This is a genomic window from Streptomyces vulcanius, assembly GCF_042653945.1.
GTDB lineage: Bacteria > Actinomycetota > Actinomycetes > Streptomycetales > Streptomycetaceae > Streptomyces > Streptomyces mangrovi.
In genome coordinates, this window is the sequence record NZ_JBHSFK010000008.1 from 56,853 (window position 1) to 77,911 (window position 21,059).

The following is a 21,059-nucleotide window of genomic DNA, read 5'->3' on the forward strand; positions in this document are numbered from 1 at the left end:
TTTAGACCAAAATCCATCCACGGGAATGACAAAAGACCAGGTCACGGGCTACATAACCTGGTCTTCAATGGAGCCGCCTTCGGGATTCGAACCCGAGACCTACGCATTACGAGACCGTGAGGGATCGTGTTGCCTCGTGCCTCGCCGTGCTGTCCGGTGACGTTTCGCCTGATCAGAGCACATGCGACAGGTTGGGCCGTGCCGCCCCGTGACGCGCCGTCCAAAGGCGTCCGGACACCAGGCGGCCACCGAACCGGCTTCCGCAAGGACAGGAGGACGATTTCCCAGGGCTTGTCGCTTCCGCACAAGCACCCCCGCTGGAAGGTCTCGATCGTGCAGCGTGCTGCCACGGCGCGTTCGATCCCGGCGTCGCTGGTGATCAGTGCGGGCAGCCCTGGGCGAGCAGGTTTCGCGGATCGCGGGGCGCATTTCAGCGGGGACGGCCGGCTGCCGCTCGCACCGGACAGGCCGGGCCTCTACCACACCTCGGCGTCGCCCGTTACGTACGGCAGATGATCCGCACCCTTGTCTCACTTCAACGCGCGCCAGCGATCTCGCTGGGGGAGGAAGCACGCGGTGGACTTCCCGCACCCGCACCGAATCGCGTCCCAGCCGTGCTGCAACTCCGTGAGTCGGGCAGTCTGATCCGGCCCGAGTCCCGGTAGGCATGCAGCCGTTCCTCAACCGTTTCGATCGCCCTCAGGACGTAGTAAGCGTTGGCGACGATGCCAGGGGAGGCACCCACCCACACGTCCCTTGCGCGCCTCCTCGCTCGACTGTGCCTCGGCCAGTCGCTGCAGGTCGTCGGCCAGGTGCGCGGCCCATTTCATGCACCCGCATTCGAGAGCCGACCAGTCGGATCCCGGCGATGTCCGTCCAAACCGCGGTCGAATCACCGATATCTCAGCCGGTGATAATATTCGCGAAAAAGATCCGCCAGACTGTGAAAAATCCGGGGCTTCGGGGGATTCGCAAGCCACCGCTGATAGAAGTCATCCTGCTCCGTCACGCTGCCAATATCACTAAGACTCGCCGGGTCGAATATCCAAGCCTTCTTTCTTGCCCCCCGGTTCGGCTCGAGTAGGTATACGAATTCCCCTTGAGACATATCGCTCAGCATGCCGGACGGGCGCGCGTTCACCATTGACCCCACACACAAAGGTTGGTAACCATCCGCATACAGGGAAATTCGGAGGCTCCTTAGCGCATCAAACCAGTTGGAACCGGACCCGCACCGCTCGACGCCCGCAACATCGTGGGTGACGATGCTGAAGGTGTCTCCGCCGACGCAGTGGAAAACCCAGACGGTTGACCGGCCGTCTGCCCCCACCACCGGAAGGTCCACTGACTCTTTCATCGTTTGCCCTCAAAGTTCGGATTGTAGACCCAGTCACCCGACGGCATTAGCCCACGATATGGACGAGCTCGGTAGATGTACTTTGGATCGATTCTGCCGACGTAGGCTATCTCGTACTCTCCACGGAACACTGATTGATTGCCGAGGGTGGCATTGACATCAATGCCACCCTCGGGTGACCGGATCTCGTACATCCAGCCGTCCCAAATACCCTTCTGCTTGTCGACCGTGAACCCGGCAGCCGAGGTGCGGCGGGTTGAGGTGCTGACGACGTTCGCAGACTGCTTGTACCACACGTAGTCCTTGAGGGTTGCTGTGCCGCCCTTGGCATCGAATCCCTCACTGAAGATGTGGTCCGGTCCCCGATCGGCCCCCCGCTCACCTCGGTAGACCTTCTTGGGAGTGCTGGTCCTGATGGGCTTGCCTGGTACACCGGTGTCGATGTCGCTGGGCTTGGCTGCGGCTGCTTCGGCTTTCTCGGCCTGTCCTTGGGCGTTGGCGCGTTTGAGCGCGGCCAGGTCCGCCACGTCGGAGGCCGCCTCGTCGACGGCCTTGGCACCCGCCCCCGCCGCGGCGGCCGCGTCGCCTTCGACGATTCCCTCGGCCGCTCCTTCGGCGTCGCCCACGACACCGCGTTCCGCCGCTCCGAGGCCGCCGCCTTCGAGACCGCCGCCCGACACGACACCGCCGGCCGTCTCACAGGACGCGTCGTGGTCCGGACCGCCTCCGCTCAGCCAGAACTCGCAGTTGGCCAGGTCATACACCGTCTTCGCGACACTGACGACGATGTCGGTGACGAAGCTGTGCGGGGCAGGGGGGTACGGCCCCGGAGACGGGGGAGCGCCCGGCGAAGGGGACGGAGTCGGCGCCCCTCCGGTGCCGCCGCCAGTGTTGCCGCTGGAGGTGTCGGTGCTGTCGCTGTCCTTCGGCGGCGCGATCGGCGGCTTGTTGCCGTAGGTGCCGTGGTCGCCGCTGCAGTAGACGGGGTAGCAGCTCTCCAGACCGTTCGGGTCGCTGGACGTGGCCGGGTTGTCGCCGGCGTAGGTGTAGCCGCCCATCTGGTTGGGGTCGCCGGACTCGAAGAGCGGATCGGGCGTGAGGAAGCGGCCCAGCATTGGGTCGTAGTTCCGCGCTCCCAGCAGGTCGAGGCCCGTGACCGAGTCGGCCGGCTTGCCCAGGTAGCCGTGGTTCTCGTCCGCCGAGACCCAGGAGGAAGGGCTGGTACCGCGCGCGTTGCCGTACGGGTCGTAGAAGCGGCGGGTGATGGCGAGGGTGGAGGCGTCGACGGCCGTCGTCGCCGTGCCCTGGGAGGTGGCCACCTGATAGGTGACCGACCCCGAACTGGACCGCGTCACCCGCGTCCCGTCCGGCCCCGCGTAGTACCGCAACGCCGTACACGTTTTCGCCGCGACGTCCAGCGTCAGTTGCTCCGCGCCGCCGAAGAGATACAGGACACGCGTCTTGTCGGTACCCCCGACCGACGCGGTCTGCTCCAGCAGGTCGCCGTCGGCGTCGTACAGGTAGGTGCTGGTGCGGCTGGTGGTGCCGGACGGTGTGGTGACCGTCGCCGTGCGGCCCTCGGCGTCGTAGGTGAACGTCTGCGTCTGGCCCGCCGGGAGCGCGCCCGTCGTGACCGTCGTCCAGGTCTGCCCCTTGCCGCCGCAGGTGGTGGCGGTGAGCTGGGTGCTCTTCGTCGCGCTGGCGCTCGGGTCGGTCAGGCAGAGGGTGCTCTTGGCCGCGTTGACCAGGGTGCCGGTCGACGTGACGCGCCACTTCTGGGTGGCGTCGGTGGAGCAGGCCTCCGCGACCACGCCCGCACCGGACGTCGTCGAGTTGGCCGCCGTGTCCAGGCAGAAGCCGGCCGCCTTCACCGTGCCGTCGGTGCCGATGGTCCACTTCTGGGCCGTCGATGTCGAACTGCAGGTGTTGACCTCGACCTTCGCTCCCGAACCGGTCTCCTCCACGCACAGCTTGCCGCCGCCGGTGAGGGTGAAGCCGGTGGTCAGAGGGCCTGTGGTCTTCGTCGCCCTGCTGGCCGTGTCGCCCGCGTTCTTGCCGGTCGTCGCATCCGTGTACGCCGGGGTCTGCGTGGCCGTACCCGTGCCCGGGTTGGTCGTCGTGGTCGCGCCGGCCTGGTCCGGGTGCGTGGCGGCGGTCGTACCGTCCAGCCCCGGGTACGTCGTCGCCTGGGTGGTGTCGGCGAGTGCGTTGCCGCCGGTGTCGTGGTTCACCGTGCCCGTGCGGTCGCCCAGCAGATCGTAGGTGTACGTCTGCCAGTACGGCGCCGGGCCACCGACCGTCTTCGTCTTCACCGGCGCCGCGCTGGTCTGCACGGAGGCCGTGGCACAGCCGCCGACGGCGCCCACCGGTGCGGTGCCGGCGCCGGTGATCCCGGCGGTGTCCGTCCAGGCGGCGGTCAGCCGCTGGAAGGAGTCATAGCTGAAGCACTGCGTGTCGTGGGTGGTGTTGTTCTGGAGGTCGTCCACCGCCGTCAGCTGACCGGCCTGGTCGTAGCGGTAGTTGACGACGGCCAGGGCCGTGGTCGACGTCTGCAGCATGCTGGACGTCTGGGTGGTGCGGCCGGTCGTCGCGTCGTACTGGGCGAAGGTCGCGAGCTCCTTGCCCACGGGGCCGTAGTTGGTCTGCAGGACCCGGCCGAACGGGTCGTGGACCGTGCCGTCCAGGTAGGAGGGGGTGTTGGCGGCGTTGATGTAGCCGCCGAATCCGTCGAGCGCGCCCTGCTGCGTGTAGCCGTAGCCGATGCGCTCGGCGGGCAGGCCACCGTCCGCCTGATACTGGGTGGTCGCCAAGAGGCCGACGTTGGGGGTGTAGGTGGAGCTCAGGGTGTAGGTGACGGTGCCGCCCGCCGTGGCCCCGGGGAAGCCGTCGGCAGCCGGGATGGTGAGGGTGGAGCCCAGCGGCTGGTAGGCGGTGTTGTAGCCGGTGACGGCCTCGGTGTACGCCTTGCCGTTCGCCCCGCCCACGTACCGGGTCGAGGACGTGGGGTAGCCCTTGGCGAGGGTGTCGTAGACCTGGGCGGTCTGCTGCTTGGCCGGGTCGGGCGTCGCCGACCAGGGCGCCGCGTATGTCGCCGTGAGCCGGTTGTCCCAGTCGTAGGCGTACGACATCACCTGGCCGCGCGCGTCGGTGGACTGGAGCAGGTTGCCGAGGACGTCGTACTTGTCGAAGGACGCCGTACCGGTGTTGGGGTCGGTCTGGGAGGCCGGCTCGCCGAGCAGGTCGTAGCCGTACGACCAGGTGTTGCCCGCGGTGTCCTTGACCGTGTCGATCTGTCCGGCGGGCGTGTATGTGTAGCGGGTGGTGGCGTCGGCGGGCGGGACGGCGCCCGCGGTGCCCTGCTTCCACAGCACGGACGTTCCGTTGCCCGCGACGACCGCGACGGTGGAGTCGGCCCGGACCTGGAGGGTGGCACCGGTGGTGGCGGTCAGGCCGGTGCTCCATTTGGAGGCGCCGGCGGTGGTGTACACCGCGAGGTTGCCATCGGTGCCGAACTGGGCGTAGGCGCCCGGGTTTCCGCTCGTGCCGGAGGACCAGACGGTCTTGCCGGTCGCGAGCGCGGCGAGCACCAGGTTGCCGTCGGCCTGCATGGTCAGGCGGACGCTGCCCGAGGTCAGCGAGGTGCCGGACGGGATGATGGTGCCGCCGGCCAGCGTGACCGTCGCACCGGTGTTCTTCACCACCGACTTCACCGTCCGACCGAGGGCGTCCGTGAAGACCGCGGTCGCCCGGCCGCCTGCCGGCGGGGTGGAATCGGTCTCGTCGGCACCCGGGTAGGCGGTGGAGGCGCTCCACTGCTTGATCGCCTGGTGCCACAGGGTGCTCGCGGTGGCGCGGCCCTGACCGTCGTACGTCGTGGTTGTCTCGGCCGGGATCTCGTTCTCGTTGGCCGCGTACAGGGCGGTGGAAGGCGTGTGGTCCGGCTCCGAGTAGGGGGCGTACGACGCGCTCGGCCAGCCGTGGGAGTCGTAGAACGTGTCCGAGATGATCCGGCCGGAGTCGGAGTCGCCGTCGGCGGCCGTCTGGACCTGTCGGGGCTGGAGCATCCCGTCGTAGACGCTGATCGAGGTCGCGTAGGTCCCGTCCTCGCGCAGGGTACGGGTGGTGACGGAGGACGGGTCGCCGGGCTGTGTGATGGTGCCGCCCGGGGCCGGGACCGCGCCGGGGTTGATGGAGTAGGCGAACGTCAGGTCCGCGCTCTGTGTCGCCTTGTCACGGCCGGGCAGCCAGACGGCGGTACGGCGTCCGAGGGCGTCGTAGGTGATGTCGGTGGCGCGGCCGTTGGCGTCGACGTTGCGCAGCGGCTGACCGCGCAGCGGCTCGAGCGTGGAGGTGACCTTCCACTGCTTCTGGTTGGTGGAGACGATGCTGGTGGGGTTGGTGTTGCCACCCGCGCTGCTCCACTTGGGCAGGTAGTCGGTGTGGGTGCCGTTGCCGGTGGCGTCTAGGGCGTCGGTGACGCGGCCCGCGCCGTCGTAGGCGATGCCGCTGGTGGTGCGCCAGTTTTCGGTGCCGTCGGTGGCGAAGCCGGTGGCGATCTGGGTGCCCGTGACGTGCGGGTGGGCGACCGTGCCGTAGGTGCCGAGGGCGGTGATGGCGCCGTCGCCGTCGTAGTAGATCTTCTTGTCGGAGAGCAGGGTGTCGGCGCCGGCTTTGGTGCCGCACGGCCCGGAGACCGTGGTGATGCGGTCCGGGTAGGCGAGCAGCATGGTGTTGTCGGCCGAGGAGGCGGGCGCAGCGTAGTCGGTCGTGCTGCACTTCTCCTGCGCGGTCACGGAGACGTCGCCGTGCGCGTCGACCGTCTGGACGCGGCCCTGGTCGTCGTAGGCCGTGTCGGTGCGGGTGTGCCACCAGGTGGCATCGGCGAGCAGGGCGTAGCCGTGGCTCTGGACAGAGGTGATCCGGCGGGCGGTGAGGTCGGGCAGGGTGGCCTTGTCCGGTTTGGTCTCGCCCGGGTGGTCCTCCTGGGTCCAGGCGGTCCATGAGGTGCGGTCTGTGTGTGCCGTGGTGGCGAAGGCGAACGGGCCGTTGACGGTGGAGGCGTTCACCGAGCCGCCGGAGGCGGTGTAGGTGTCGGACTGCAGGGCGGTTCCGGCGAGTTGGTCGGCATCGGTGACCGTCTCGACGGTCTTTCCGCCGACCGTGGCGCCCACGCTGACCGAGCGGCGGCTGCCGTCGGCCTTGTAGTCGCCGTCCATGCCCTGGAGGTAGGTGGTGGTCAGCTGGGTGACCGGCTCGGGCGCCTTTCCGGTGCGCACGGTGACCGTGCGGAACCCGCGGAACTGGTCCCAGGTGCGGTACTGGTCGTCCGTGAGGTCGGAGTCGTCACGGTGCCAGGCGGGGCCCGAGTAGGCGTACGTGGAGACGTGCGCCTCGGAACCCGCCGGGATCTTGGAGGCGTCCGGGTTGTACTGGGCGGCGATCGTCAGATCGGCGGTGGTGACGCTGTGGACGGTGACCTTGTTGAACCAGTCGGCGATCGGCTTGGAGGCGCCGGGGACCGTCCAGTACACGGGGTAGCAGGAGTTGGTGTTGGCATCGGCGTGCTCGATGTCGAGCGTCTTGCCCGCACACGGGGTCTGGTTGTACTCGACGGTGATCGACTCGCCGGTCTCCGTCTGGACGTTGGAGATCCGCGGCCGGTACAGCGGCGGAGCGGACGGCGAGTCGTCGTCGACCCTGTTGTCGATCTCGGACGTCATCGGTGACCCGGGCGCGCTTCAGGTACCGGTTTCCTGTTTTTGGCGTTTGAAGGCGACGGCCCACGTGCCGGGGTCTTCACGGGATACCACGGCGCCACATCGTCACCGTGGCGGACGTCAGCGGCGACGGCGTGACAGACATGGTGTACCGCACCGACCTGAACTCCCTTGCCGGCGCTGCCGACTCCGCTGATGGAGAGGACAACGTCTACGGCGCCTCGGGCTGGGGCAGCGGCAATACCACCTGCTCATTGACACACCGGACGCCAACGGCGACTCCGTCCCTGATATCTGGACCGTGCACACCAACGGCACCGTACGGTTCTACTCCGGCAGCCGCACGGCCCACCCGGGCTCGGGTACAGAGGTCATCGGAACGGCGAGTTACTGGAAGAACCGGATCGCCATCGGCTGATGGCTCATTCAGGGAGAGCTGAGGAAGAGGGACGGATCACGCCCGTCCCTCTTCTTTCTCACGCCACGGCACACACGGGCTGGCTCATCCTGCCCATCTCGACCGTTGCCAGGTCGGCTTGAGTACACGTCGGCCGAGGTCCGCCGGTCTTGTGCAACCCCACTGCTCACCGGCGCTGGGAAGGCTTCCCTGCTTGCGGCGGGATGAGCTCCACGGGAGGCGAACCAGCAGAGGCCGAGAAGGTGGTTGGACCAGAAGCCGGCCTGCCCCAGCAACGGATCGCCAGGCACCACCGGACAGCAGTCCTACCCCCGAACGAGGAGTAGGTAAACCCGCAATTGTCGAGATGCCACAACAGTCGTTCCCCTGTGTACCGCCAGTTGCGCGACCCGGCCGAGAGCCGGTCTGCACGCTTGGCCACCAAATGGCCACCACACCGATCCGAACCGACCGAGACAGATCGGCAGCGAGGGCAAAGAGGCAGCTCACAACTGGTGCAGAACGGAATCACCACCAACTGTCAACCTCAGACCTACGCATTGCGATGCATAGACCAAGAGCGTCGGACTAGCCCGAATCCCAAGGCCAACAAAACGAAGAAACCCCAGGTCAGAGGCCCGACCTGGGGTTCACCATGGAGCCGCCTTCGGGATTCGAACCCGAGACCTACGCATTACGAGAACGCAAGATCGTTGCCCCAGGTTTCTCTGGCTGTCCCTGTTTTCGCCGTCTATGCAGGTCAACGGGGACAGACGCATCCGGGGCGTGTTGATCGTTCACGGGGTTTCACCGCCCTTCCGGCCCCATCCTGGCCCCAGGGACGTCCTGTCGGCGGGCTGGCCGCACCCCAGCCGGATGGGCCTCCAGTTCGCAGCCGGGCAGCAAAAGGGCGTCCAGCACATCGGCCTTGAGACGCGAAGAGGCCCCGCCCCTGCGCGGGCGGCGTCCTTGACGTTGCAGATGTCCTGTATGGCCGCCTCCTTCACGGCCTGAGAACACCCGGAAATTTGGACCGTGACTCCCGTACCATCTCAACCATGGATGGGGGCTCGTCGTGTGCGATGGACTGAGCGTGCGGAGAGGTGCCCTCGGCACTTGGTGCTCGCCCGCCCGGTTCCAGCGAATCTCCGGAACTGCCGCACACCGAGCAATGTCCATAGCGGGGGAAGCAAGGCTGAGACCCGGCATGACCTACGGCATCGCGCCGCCGGTAGGGATGGTGGCGTCCCCAAGCGCGCTGGGGTACTCGCTCCCGGACGCTTGGCAGACCTGGCCGACAACAGCGTCGCGGCCGAGGCCGGGACCATCGACATCGAGTTCACCTGGGCCGGTGCGGAATCCTGGGTGGCGGTCCTAGACGACGCGCGCGGTATGTCCGAGGCGTCCCTCGTCACCGCGATGACGGTTGCAGCGCGCGGCCCCGCGACCGACAGATCCGCCACCGATCTGGGGGCCTACGGGGTCGGACTCGAGTCCGCGTCCTCCTCGGGCCCGATCAGGCAAGTGGTTTAGACCACAAGCCGGTCAAGGGAAAGAAAACCCAGGTCACGGCGGAGTGAGTCCCAAGTCATATGCCCGGTGCGCCCCCAGGAAGGGAAGGTCGCACCGGGCATGTCGGCTCTTATGAGGCTCTGTCGGCTATCTCGCGCAGAAGGTCCTTGTACTCCGAGTGGCCTCGCACATAGCGGCAGTCACCGCTCTTGGAGTCGACGACAACCCCCGGACTGCCACCGAACCTTGGCCTTCCGTTCGGAGCCGGTGGGCTGACGGTGATCTGAAACAGATAGAGACCGGACCCCAAAATCCCTCGAAAGAGGAATCCCCATCGCAATCCATCGTTTTCGGGAAGATTGCGGGACCTGAATTCTTGTGCAGCCATCGTGGCGGCCTCAATGGTGATCACTGTGCACCCCCCCGTGTGCATGAACTCCCAGCGATCCCAATCAATATCGGCGTATCCGCCTGCCTGCCCGTCAAGGAACTTCACGTTCCCCTCCATGGTTCACCGCGTTGAAGAAGTGGCCTATGCCCCTATGTCCGAACCCTCCTGCCAGGCGAAGACCACTCCTCGTGCTCCGTTGCCTGCCTTGAGCAGCTCGTTCGCGACCCCGGCCGCACCGTTCTCCTGGTACCTGAATGTACTTCCGAAGTAACCTTCCAGAGTCTCGGGAGCCAATATGCCACTGTCCCACGCTTTCACAGGCTTACCCGCGAGCGTGCTGTCGGTCGCGATGGCACATGCTCCGCAGTTGTACCAATTCTTGGGTGCGCCGTGTTCTGCCGAGTTGACGAACTTGAGGGACCCACCCACTGCGACCCCGCCGATTGTCAGACTGCCGCCAGACGCCCCACCGGTCACCGTCTCTGCGATTTTCGCGGCGCAGACCGGGGCCGTGACCAGGCATCCCTCGCCCAGAGCGACGGCCGCCGGGACGCCGACCACGGTGAGAGGCCCGTGCAGAGCCCTTGAGAGGCGCGAAGCGCCATGCCCGGTGCGGACGTCCACGAAGGAACGTCCGCACCGGGGCGGCCACCGGGTTACGGAATGGCCGCGGTGTTCAGTAGCGTCGCCCGCCCACCGGAGCCTTCGATCTCGTCGTGCGGTACCGAAGGGTCACCCGAGAGATTTGTTCTTCTCGGATTGATATAGGTCGACCGCCCAACGCTCTCCATCGAAGAAATCGTCCCAGAAACCCGCCCTCTCCCATTTTTCCGGACCCAATGTGATGTCGCCGCTCGCCGCATGGGAGACAGCCCAGTGCTGTGGCACGCTGCCATCGGTCACCTCGAACAGGCGGGAGTCATAAAGTCCTGGGGTCTCGTCACGGACAGCCTCGACCCGGAACAAGTTCTCTCCGTCCGCTGTGGCAAAGACCTCGAGAACCGGATAATCGTGGTCCTCTCGGAGTCTGCTGGCCCCCCGAGTGATCGGCGCAGAGTACTCGCCAGCCCCCTTGAAACGAACCTTCACTACTGATCACCCCCGACCACACCAGGGAACTTCGCCTTGTAATCATAGTAGAGGACTTCGCCGGTTTCTCTGTTCATATAGAAATGAACCTCAAAATTCATTCCACTGGGAGCCTGATGCCGCTCCGTCGAATACTTACCCCACCGCCCAACTCCGCCTCGGGCCTCGAATTGTTCCACTACTGCGGGATTCTTCATCTGGCTCCCACGCTGGATCATAGTGGAGTTCTTGATGGCCTCTTCAGTAAGAGTCCCGTCCTTGTTGAACATGGAACCGGCTGACTCCAATCGGAGCGTCTCGGCAAGACGGCCGCTGCTCATGACGTTCTGCGCGCTGTCGGCCCCCTTGACTGCCCGGCTCGCGCTTGCAAGCGCAGCGCCCCCACCTACTACCGCGCTTCCGCCGGATGCCCCGCCGGTCACCATCTCCGCGATTTCCGCGGCGCATACCGGGGCCGTGGCCAGGCATCCCTCGCCCAGGGCGACGGCCACCGGGGCGGCGACCACGGTCACCGCTACGGCCGAGACGGCGCCAAGGACGACCTTCTGCCAGGTGGCGAGCTTGCCTGCGTCCGGAATGTCGTTGGCATTCGGATCGTACTGTGGGTTCGTGCCCATGGCCCAGCAGGCGTTGCAGTGGCCGTCGTCCTTCTTGGGCTTGGGATCGGGTCCCTTCTTGAAGACCACCTTGGCCGATTTGACGCCCCCGTCGGTGCGGACGGTGACGGTCATGGTGCCGCTTCCGGTACCGCCGCCCGACTTCTGGTACTGGAACGTCTGGGTGTAGGTCTTCGTATAAGACCACTTCCAACCGCTGCTGCTCTTGGTCCAGGTTTCGGTGCCGCCGTTGCAGGAGCTTGAGGCACCGCCGCACATTCCGTCGGGGCGCAGACCTGTGGGGTCGGCGAGCGTGACGGGCGTGTTGTTGGCGTAGCCGTAGCCGTTGAGGGATTCGTGGTCCTCAGGCGCGAGGACGGGGTCGACGGAGAGGAAGCGTCCGGTGGCCGGGTCGTACTCGCGGGCGCCGACGTGGGTGAGTCCGGTGTCGGCGTCGGCGGGTTTGCCGAGGAAGCCCTTGTCGTCGGGCCAGACCGACGGTGTCGCGCCGCGCGCCTCGCCGAAGGGCTTGGTGTACCGGCGGGTGACGGCCTGCGTGGTGGCGTCCACCGTCATCGAGGCGGTGCCGTGGTGGTCGTCGACCATCCAGGACAGGCCGCTCTCGGTGCGGACGGCGGTGGCGTCGCCGGCCGCGTAGTAGCGCTGGGCGGTGAACTTGTTGGCGGCCGTGTCGTAGTGGAGTTCCTGACCGGCCAGGTAGAGGACGGTCTTGTCAGGACCGCGGCGGATCAGGAGATCACCGTTGGCGTCGTAGAGGTAGTCGGTGGTCTTGGTGCCTTCGGTGAGGCGGGTGAGTTCTCCTTCGATGTCCCAGACGAGGCTCTGCGCAGTGCCGGTGGAGCCGTAGCGCTGGGTGGTGTTGCCCTGCTCGTCGTATGCCAGGGTCTTGGCGGTGCCGCCGTCGACGGTGAGCGAGGTCAGGGTGTGGGGCTGGCCGGTGCCGGAGGCGTTGACGGCGGGGTAGCCGTAGACGGTCGTGGTGTCAGTGGCCTTGTGCTCGGTCTGGGTGTCACGCAGGCCGCCGGGCTTGTAGGTCCAGCTGGTCCAGTACGGGGCCGGCCCGCCGAGGGCGGTCGCCGAGCGGGCGGTGGCGCAGTCGTTGGAGGACGGGGTCCAGGCTTCGGTCAGACGGCGGTAACCGTCGTAGGCGAAGCACTGGGTGTCCTTGCCGTTCGCCTTGTCGGTGATCGACTTGACGTTGCCGGTGGTGTCGTAGACGTAGTCGGCGTCGCTGGTGTAGCCGGTGTTGGTCTGGTCGACGGTGTGGGTGTTGGCCAGGCGGCGGGTGCCGTCCTCGTAGCGGTTGAGGATCTGGAGCTGCTTGGCCCCGGTGGAGGTGCCCAGGCGGGTCTCCTCGATCTCGCCGTACGGGGAGTAGCCGATGTTCTGGACGTAGTCGGTCATGCCTTCGGTGCCGGTGAGCATGCCGAGGTCGTTGTAGCTGTTGGCGACGGTCTCGGCGGGCAGGCCGGCCACCGCGGGCATCGAGGTGGACTGGACGGTGCCGTCCCTGTTGTAGACGGCGGAGGTGGTGAAGGTCTGCGGCGCCTGAGCGTCGGCGACCAAGGGGTCGGTGGCGGCGATGACGGTCTTGGTGCCCTTGGGGCGGCCGAGCGCGTCGTAGCCGGTGACAACCTGGGAGTAGATCTTGCCGGTGGTGCCGCCGACGTAGCGGATCGCGGCGGTCGGCTGTCCCTTGGCGAGGGAGTCGTAGGTGAACTTGGTCAGTTGGTGGGTGTTGTCCTTCGCCTCATCCCAGGTGCCGACCTTGCGGCCGAGCTCGTCGTAGTCGGTGATCAGGGTGCGGGAGACGCCGTTGAGCGTGCTGGTGACCGTCAGCGGCTGGTCTGCGTCGTTGTAGGTGGTGTCGACGCGGCCCTTGTCGGGATCGGTCGAGATGGTCTTGCGGCCACGCAGGTCATAGCCGTAGGTCCACACCGCGCCGTCCGGGCCGGTCAGCTTCTTGAGCTGGCCGCCGGCCGTGTACTCGTACAGCGTGCGTGTGTAGTCGCTGCCGGTCGGTACGGGGCCGCCGTACTCGCGGCGCTCGGTGACCCGGCCGCGGGCGTCGGTGATCGTGAGTGTGCCGGTGCCGCCCTCGGCGGCGGTGACGGTGGTGCGGTCGGCCTGCTCGTCGGTCTTGGTGCGCCACTTCTCCTGGTCGTAGACCCGGAAGATCGATTCGGTAGCGCGCCCGGCGGCGTCGTAGACCGTCTCGGTGGCGGCGGGGACGGAGCCGGGGTAGGTGTTGGCCAGGGTGCCCGAGGGTGCGGTGTTGTCGTGGACCTGGCTGTTGGAGATGTATGCCAGGCCGCGGTCGTCGTAGAGGGTTTCGGAGATCACCCGGCCGCCGTTCGGCGCGGGCACCTGCACCTGGCGGGAGCGCAGCAGGCCGTCGAAGATCTCGTAGGAGCTGTTGTAGGTCTTTCCGTCGGCCTTGAGGGCGTCGGTGCGGACCCAGGTCTCCTTGTCGTTGTTGATGCTGTAGGCGTAGACGATGGTGGCGGCGTCGCCGAGCGTGCGGGAGCGGTCCGGCTTCCAGACCGAGACCAGGCGGCCGAGCGCGTCGAAGGACCACTCGGTGACGTTGAGGTTGGTGTCGGTGGTCTTGGTGGCCGTCCCCCAGGCCGGGTCCACCACGGTGGTGGAGGTGTAGAGCTTGGGGTCGGTGGTGGTCTTGGACGTCAGCGGGCCGTAGCCGGTGTCGTCGGGAGCGTAGCTGGTCTTGACCGTGCTGTTGAGGGCGTTGGTCGCGGTGAGCGGGCGGCCCAGCTTGTCGTAGGTCGAGCCGGAGACCTTCTGGTAGACGGGCGTCTTGTCCACCGGGGCGTAGCTGGCGACCCGGTAGGAGGCGGTGATCTCGCCCAGGGTGGGCGCCACACCGACCGCCTGGCCGTCATAGGCGGTGGTGATGTCGGAGACGACGTCGTCAGGGATCACCGGCGTGCTCGCGCAGGGCACCGAGTAGGTCTCGGTGTGCGAGACCGCATTCACCAGCCAAGCCGTGGTGTTACGGGCGTAGCTGGTCTTCACGCACGTCTCGTCGCCGCTCTTGGCGGCGTCGCCGCTGTCCTCCACGGTCATCGGCATGCCGTACGTGGAGTCGTATGTGGTCTTCTGCTTGACCGTGCGGGTGCCGGTGGAGGCCTTGGTACGGGTGGCGGTCTCCCCGGCCTGGACGATCCAGGAGTCCGTCGTGCCCCAGCCGTAGGTGTGGCTGCCGGTCTTGTGGGACCAGGGGGTGTTGATGGTGCCGCTGAGTTCCTCGGTGCCGTTGTAGGCGATGGTCTCGCGGACGAAGCCGGCGTACTGGCGGGAGTCGTCGATGGCCGTGCCGGTGGAGTCGGTGACCTTCTCCACCCGCGCGGTACCGTCGAGTTCCTTTTCGCCGTTCAGGCCGCGCATGTACAGGGTCGACTTCTTGGAGCGCGGGCCCTCGGAGTCCCCGGAGGTCTGCACCACCTTGCCGTAGCCGCGCCACTGCGACCAGGTGCGGTTGGACGCCTTGGTCAGGCCCTCGTCATCGGCATAGGCCCAGCCGGCGCCGCCCTCGTAGTCGTAGTACGTCTCGCCGGTGTCGCCGTGGCCGTAGGGGTCGTCCTGGAAAACGGAGGTGACCACGTATTTGTGGAACCAGTCGGTGACCGGGGTCGCCCCGGACTGGGACCACTTGACCGGGAAGCAGCGGCGGGTGTTCTTGTCCATGTCCGCCGGCATGCTGGAGCCCCAAATGCAGTCGGGGTCGGAGTAGTTGACGGTGAGGGTCGATCCGGTCTCGGACTTGATGGTGCGCACCCGCCACTTGATGTAGCGCAGGGTGTCCGGGCCGCTGCCCTCGACGTGGTTGGACAGCTGGATACCGCCGAAGACGACCGGCGGCATGGCGGCCGCGGTGGTGTTGGCCTTGCCGGTGTTCTGGATGGACTTCAGCCACAGGCTCGCCGAGGAGGCGTCACCGGTGTCGGGGAAGCTCTGCTCCAGGTGCCAGGTGTCCACATCCCGGCGGGTGGTGCCGGTGCCGGTCCACACCGAGGTGGTGATGTCGGTGAGGCGCTTGCGGGTGAAGAAGGACGGGCCGATCTGAGTGGTGCACTTCGTGCCGGACGCACAGATCATGTCGAAGGGCACGTCGGGCCAGTTGGCCTTGGTGTCCTTGGTCAGGCTGGCGCAGCCGCCCGAGGTGACGCAGCGCTCGGCGTAGGTGAAGCCGACCTGCTGGGCGGCGGGCTTGGCGTAGATCACATCGTTGCGCAGACCGTAGTCGATGCGGTCGAGGTAGCCGCCACGGGTGTAGCCGGTGCCGTTGACCGTGGTGTCGGCATTCTTGGAGTAGTAGTTCGTCTCCCGGCTGTACCAGTAGCTGGAGGCGTTGTTGTGGGTGTCCACGACGTAGTCCAGGTTCCAGCGCCACGCCTGGTTGCAGAAGGAATCGCCGAATCCGGTGGACTTGTAGCAGGGCTCACCGGAGTCGTCACCGAAGACCGGGACGGTCCACACGGAGTTGGTGACCGGGTCGTCGTCGGCGGTGGAAGTGGTGCCCTTGTCGCTCCAGCCGGGCAGGCGGTGCTTGCCGAAGAAGTACTGAGTGCCGGAGGAGTCCGTGACCTTCCAGTACTCGGTGTTGTCGTCGCCGTTGCCGGTGGCGCCCGTCAGGTGCTCGACGCGGGTGCCGTCCTCGTTCTTCAGCTTCCAGGCGCCGCCGGACGCCTGGGACAGGGCGGCGGTGTCGCAGGCCGCCTTGTCGGCGCAGGTGTTGACCAGCTCGACGGCCTTGCCGTTGAGGACCAGAGTGGCATTGGCGTACTTCCAGCACAGGTCGCCCTTGCCGGACTGGCCGTCGTCCTTGCACGAGCCGTACTTGCGCTCGATGTAGGACTCGGTGATCGAGAAGCCTTCACCGATCACGGAGGTCTGGTTGTTCTCCCCGGCCGTGCGGCCGTCCACCGAGGCGGAGTTGTAGGAGATGGATAGGCTCGGGGACGGGCCGGCCGTCGCCGGGGGCACCCGCAGCGGGTAGTTCCAGGTGAAGTCACCCGTACTGCCGCCGCCCTCCCACGTCGCGGTGGGGGACAGCGACGTGGCGCTGTAGTCGCTTCCGCCGCCCGAGCTGTCGGCCGCCGCCGCCAGCAGCATCGGGGTGCCGACCGCGAGAGTGCGGGCGGAGACGGTGCCCGTCAGGGTCTGGGACGCCGCGTCGTTGTCCGCGCCGGCCACCGGGCTCTGGGTGCGGCAGGACTTCCTCTCCGGGGTGGTCAGGGCACACGCCGGCAGCGACACCAGGCTCAGCCGGGGACCGAAGTTGCCGCCGTAGACGTCGTTGAAGGAGGAGTAGTCCAGGGCGACCCGGAGCTTGTCGGTGTCACTGGCGGAGTTCCGGGATGAGGCTGCCACCGGGTCGACGGTGAGCAGAACGCCGTTGACGCCGGCCTTCTTCGCAACCGCTTGAGGGAGGACGCTGAGCGTCACCTTCTCGGCCGGTCCGGTGGCCTTCGCCGCCGTCTTGTTCTTGGCCGACTTGGGTGCCGGGGCAGCGGGCTCCTGGGCCAGCTTGACGCCAAGCCCGCCGACAGTGACCGAGGCACCGCCCTTCACCGGGACTTCGGCGGTGGCCTTCCCGGGCTTCGGCCATGCGGCCTTCTTCAGCCGCTCACGGCTCCTTTGGGAGGCGGGGGCTGCCTTGTCCTTCGGGGCCTTGGACGTGCTGGGCTTGAGCACACCTACCTTGTCGATCTTGGCGTCGGGCCGGTCCTCCAGCTTCTTGCGGGCAGCCGGGGACTGGGCCTGAGCGGTGAAGTCGTAGCCCGACGGCAGCACGACCTGGGGTAGGAGGGACAGAGAGGCGACCAGTGCGCCACGGCCGAGCCAGCGGCGTAGGACCGCCCCTGGCAGGCGCGGGCGGAAGGGTCTTGAAGACACGGTGATCCCCCTGGATTTGGAAATGGGCAGGAGCCGCTCCGGGGCCGGGCCGATACCGGAGCGGAGATCTGGAACGTGCGGGGAGGCCGGGTGGCCGGGCGGAGGTCCCGCCCGGCCACCCGGGAACTGGCTACTGCTCGGTGTTCCAGCGGTCGGCGATCACGCTGGTGGGCGTAGCGCCGGACCAGACGCGGACGCTGTCGATCGTTCCGGGGAAGTAGCGCGTGGCGGTGCCGTCGATCTTTGCGCGGCCCACTTCGAACGCGCCGTTCCCCTGCCACGGAGCGGGGAAGGACACGTCGTCCTCGCTGCCCATGCGTGCGCTGTCGACGTAGAGGATGAGCGAACCCAGCTTCGGGCCGTTGGACGTGTCGACTGCCGTCTGCGCGTCGTACACGACGGTCAGCATGACGGGATCACCGTTGAGAGCAACAGCGCTGACGGCGTCGGACTCATTCTTCGTCCAGGTCGCACCGGTGCCGTCCTTGTCGGGGCGGCCGAAGGTCCAGCGTCCCTGGCTGCTCCCGGAAGGCTGCTCGTACCAGACGCCCCAGGACGACTGGGTCGCCCCTGACTGCCCGAACACCTGCACCGCGTACGACTTGGTCGTGTCGGCGAACTTGGCGGGGTCCAAGGTCACCCAGGCGGTCGCCGTGAACGAGCCGGTGTCGTCCACGATCGGGCCCGTCGCTGAGGCATAGGCAGTGGAGCCGTTCAGTTGCATCGTCTGCCTGGTCGTGCCGGTCTCTCCGGTGTCGGGGTCCGCACCGGTGGTGATCTGGGCCAGCGTTGCCCCGCTGAGGGTCAGAGTGCGGGCGGAGCCGCTGGTGTCCTTGATCGTGGTGCCGGTCGCGTTCACCGTGTCCGTGGCATCCCACTTGGCGACCAGCGCGGGCACCGGATCGCCGGAGCTGCCGTCGCTGCTGTCCTCGTCCTCGAAGCGGGCGTCCTGGAGGACCTCCGAATCGGCGAGCACCCGGGACCACACGTGCACCTCGTCAATGAGCCCGGTGAAGTACTCGACGTAGCCGGTGCTGTTGTGGAACCTCCCGATCTGGAGTGGCCCGGTTGCCGCCCACGGTGTAGTGAAGGCAACGGGAGCCCCTTGCGGGCGGCCGTTCACATACAACTGCACTGTCTGTCCCACAGCGTCATAAACACCGGTGAGGTGCGTCCATACGCCTGCCGCGGGAGCGGCGAGGGAGGTGGAGCGGCTGGCCGTCGGAGCAGCAACGTCACTTTGGTAGCGGGAGAAGGCGAACCGCTTGCTGGTGGCCGAGTAGTGCAGCGCGAAACCCGACAGCGTAGTGGCCTGCTGAGAAACGAAGGTCTGGCTGCGGGAGATATCCGAGAGCCGAACCCAGGCGGAAAGGCTGAACGACTTGGTCGTGTCCACCACCGCCCCGGACGACTGGGCATAGCCTGCGGTGCCGTCCAGCTTCAGGGAAGCCGGCCCTCCACGGCCAGACCCGTTGTACGAAGCCCCTGACCCCGTGGACAGTGCGTGGGGCGTGGCGGCGGTCGTGGAGTCGTTGCCGTCGCCGTCGAAGTGCCACACGCCCGAGGGCTTCGCACCGGGGTTGACGAGGAAGCTGTAGTAGCCGGTGAGGGAGCTGTGGCCGGCCGCGTCGTAGCCCCAGACCTGGACGGTGTTCTCACCGACCTGATCCGGCGTGATGTTCGCCCTGCCGGCCGTGCCCTTCGCAACGGTGATCGGCGCGGACACCGTGCCGCTGTTCAGCCGCCACTTGTAGCTGACGACGTCCGACTGGATGCCGGCCGTGGTGGGGTTGGTGTCGGCAGGCGTGAAGAGGAACGCGCCCGTCACGCCCACACCGTCCGCGGCGGGGTCGGTGGCGGCGGGCTTGTAGCGGCCGTCCGAGCTGGACACCACCGGAGGCGGCGGGGAATCGGTGTCGACCCGGAAGTAGCACCAGGAGGACCAGGCAGAGTCAAGGACGCCTGTCACGCCCCGGTCCGTCTTGTAGTACGCCTGTGTCCTGGCCCGCAGTCTGTAGTCCGTCTGCGGGGCAAGTGCGGAGGACGTGGCGTCACGCACCGCGTTGTCCGCCACCCAGGCGCCGTCGGGAGACACCGCCCACCAGGCGCGGCTGGAGCCGTCCGCCTTCCAGATCTCGAACATGGCCCGCAGCTGCGCCTGCGATCCGTCCGCTGATTGCACCGTGCCGTACACCTTCGGCGTGGTGTCGCTGGTGACCTGCGGCACGGCGGAAGTCCCGCACGCCTTGCCGATGGTGCCTGCCTGGACCTTTGCCTCGGTCGGAGTGGAAGGGTAGGACACGTAGGTGACCGACAGCTTGGCGTCGTTGCGGAAGCGCGCCCAGGCGCCCGCGTCGGACTCGTCATGCGCCGTCAGCGAGAACGTGATCTGTGACTGCTTGTTCGCGGCGTAGGACGCGAGGGTCGTCGTCAGGTTCTCGTTCGTCTCCCCGCCGGAGACGTTGTCGCTGAAGCGCACCCAGTTCGCCGGCTGCGACGGGCTGCACAGGGAGTCCCGCCCGTAGGCCACGTTCCGGTCGCCCATCAGGTCCACCCCGGTAGGCCGGGACGACCAATTGGTGCTGGAGGAGATGCCCTTGTTCACGCGGGTCAGGTCGTACCAGTGCGGGTCGCAGGTGAACGTCCACACCTGGTACACCTCCATCGTCGCGTCCAGGACCTTCTTGCCATGGATCGACGAGAGCGGGTACTCGAAGTACATGCGCTGCGTGTACGGGGTGTTGGCGCAGAGGTAGCCGGCGTAGTTGGAGCAGTGCCCCACGCCCTTGTCCCCGTCGAACTCCCAGTACTTGGTGCCGTTGGAGGCCAGGGCCGTCCAGTCGCCCAGCGCGATGCCCTTGGTCGGCGGGTCGATGTAGAGCGGGAAGACAGTGTCCTGGCCGTGGAGCAGGGCCGGATCGGGTGTGATCTCCAGGATGTCGTCGGCGACCTTGAGCGGGACCTTGGCCACCGTGTCACCGCTGCCGGGGCCCTCCGAAGGGGCCGGCTCGCCCCCGGCGTCGGGCAGCGGGGCCGCCATCGTCGGCTCCGGCTCGCCCTCGGTCTCCGCAGGAGCGGTACGGGCGAGTTGCGTCGTGACGCCGGCCGTGGCGGTGCTGGTGGCCGGAGCGTCACCGGCTGAGTCCCACATCCGCCCCGCCGGACTCTCGAAGACCGGGGTGCCGTTGCCGTCGCGCGCGACGAAACCGCCGTCGGCTGTCGGGGCGATGCCCAGGCCACCGCCGGAGACGGTCATTTTGATCGTCGCGAGCGCCGGGTTCTTCGCCGCCTGAGCGGTCCTGACCACGAGCACCGACGTGTAGCCAGAGCTCAGCGCCGTCAGCTTCAGATCGACGTCCGGGAGGACTCCGGCGTAGGTGGCGGTGGCGCCGTCGAGCCGGGGCTCGGGCAGCGCGGTGGGCCAGCCGAGTTTCAGCTCTTGCCCCTTGTCCTCCAACGTGACCAGTCCGGCCCCGCTGCCGCCGCCCGAGAAGGTGAGGCCGGCCGTCGTGTTCTTCGCCCGCACCGAGCCGTCGGTCTTGCGCACGAGAGTGGTGTCGATAGGCGCCCAGGTACCGTCGTCCTTCTGGGCACGGACGGGAGCCGCGTTGCTCTCCTGCGTGAAGGTGCCATCCGGGTTGGCGAAAACCTGGGACGAATCGGTGGTCGCCGCATCCACGGCCACGCGCTCACCGGTCTTCGCGGCGAGAGCACTCGCCTGCGACTCCGCAGTCCTGTCAGCCGCCGTCGCGGCGGCCCCGTCATCGGCGAGTGCTGAAGTCGCCCCCGCCCCGACCACCGGCACCACGCCCGCTAAAAGCGCGACAGTCATCGCCCCGCTCCGCACCACTCGGTGCCAGCCGTGCCGCCGTCTCTGCGTAAACACGCCCCACCCGCCCCCTTAAATTTCCCTTACAACAAGCTGTGAAGATCATGTGTTGATCGAACACGCGTGTCAATGGCGTCAGGCGGGACATTGATTTCTTTCCAACTCACCAGTCGGGGTACGGCAGTTGAACTGGCACCCCTGGCCTGCGGATACCGCGTGCCAGACATCGCGCGG

Annotated in this window: 6 protein-coding genes and 1 tRNA gene; 1 reads left to right on the plus strand and 6 read right to left on the minus strand. The window is 67.3% G+C overall.

What is annotated here, in order from left to right; genetic code table 11:
- Window positions 1-1,353: 1,353 nt before the first annotated feature.
- A complete protein-coding gene (locus ACFPIH_RS14075; RefSeq protein ID WP_381171587.1) occupies window positions 1,354-7,077 on the minus strand; it encodes a scabin-related ADP-ribosyltransferase in 5,724 nt (1,907 codons plus the stop codon).
- A gap of 1,050 nt (window positions 7,078-8,127) precedes the next feature.
- Window positions 8,128-8,204: transfer RNA gene (locus tag ACFPIH_RS14080), tRNA-Thr, on the minus strand.
- 548 nt (window positions 8,205-8,752) lie between these two features.
- Between ACFPIH_RS14080 and ACFPIH_RS14085 the strand changes: the two genes are divergently transcribed.
- Window positions 8,753-9,004 (plus strand): ATP-binding protein, encoded by a 252-nt coding sequence (locus ACFPIH_RS14085; protein ID WP_381171589.1) that lies wholly within the window; start codon window positions 8,753-8,755, stop codon window positions 9,002-9,004.
- A gap of 511 nt (window positions 9,005-9,515) precedes the next feature.
- Here ACFPIH_RS14085 and ACFPIH_RS56500 read toward each other — a convergent pair.
- The 4 genes from ACFPIH_RS56500 to ACFPIH_RS14100 all read right to left on the minus strand — a co-directional run bounded on the left by ACFPIH_RS56500 (window position 9,516) and on the right by ACFPIH_RS14100 (window position 20,828).
- The gene (locus ACFPIH_RS56500; RefSeq protein WP_465270370.1) at window positions 9,516-9,998 is read right to left on the minus strand and encodes a toxin glutamine deamidase domain-containing protein; all 483 of its coding nucleotides are present in this window, start codon (window positions 9,996-9,998) and stop codon (window positions 9,516-9,518) included.
- Between the two features lie 108 nt (window positions 9,999-10,106).
- Window positions 10,107-10,340: a hypothetical protein gene (locus tag ACFPIH_RS14090; RefSeq protein WP_381171591.1), complete on the minus strand. Its 234-nt coding sequence runs from the start codon at window positions 10,338-10,340 to the stop codon at window positions 10,107-10,109.
- 122 nt (window positions 10,341-10,462) lie between these two features.
- Window positions 10,463-16,996, minus strand: a complete 6,534-nt coding sequence (locus ACFPIH_RS14095) for an RHS repeat domain-containing protein (RefSeq protein WP_381171593.1) — start codon at window positions 16,994-16,996, stop codon at window positions 10,463-10,465.
- 130 nt (window positions 16,997-17,126) lie between these two features.
- Window positions 17,127-20,828 carry a LamG domain-containing protein gene (locus ACFPIH_RS14100; protein ID WP_381171595.1) on the minus strand — a complete coding sequence of 1,234 codons (3,702 nt, stop codon included), beginning with the start codon at window positions 20,826-20,828 and terminating at the stop codon, window positions 17,127-17,129.
- Window positions 20,829-21,059: the final 231 nt, after the last annotated feature.

Excerpts from the sequence above, each read along its gene's own strand:
- ACFPIH_RS14075 (WP_381171587.1), bottom strand. The coding sequence starts at position 7,077 with ATGACGTCCGAGATCGACAACAGGGTCGACGACGACTCGCCGTCCGCT.
- ACFPIH_RS14100 (WP_381171595.1), bottom strand. The coding sequence starts at position 20,828 with ATGACTGTCGCGCTTTTAGCGGGCGTGGTGCCGGTGGTCGGGGCGGGG.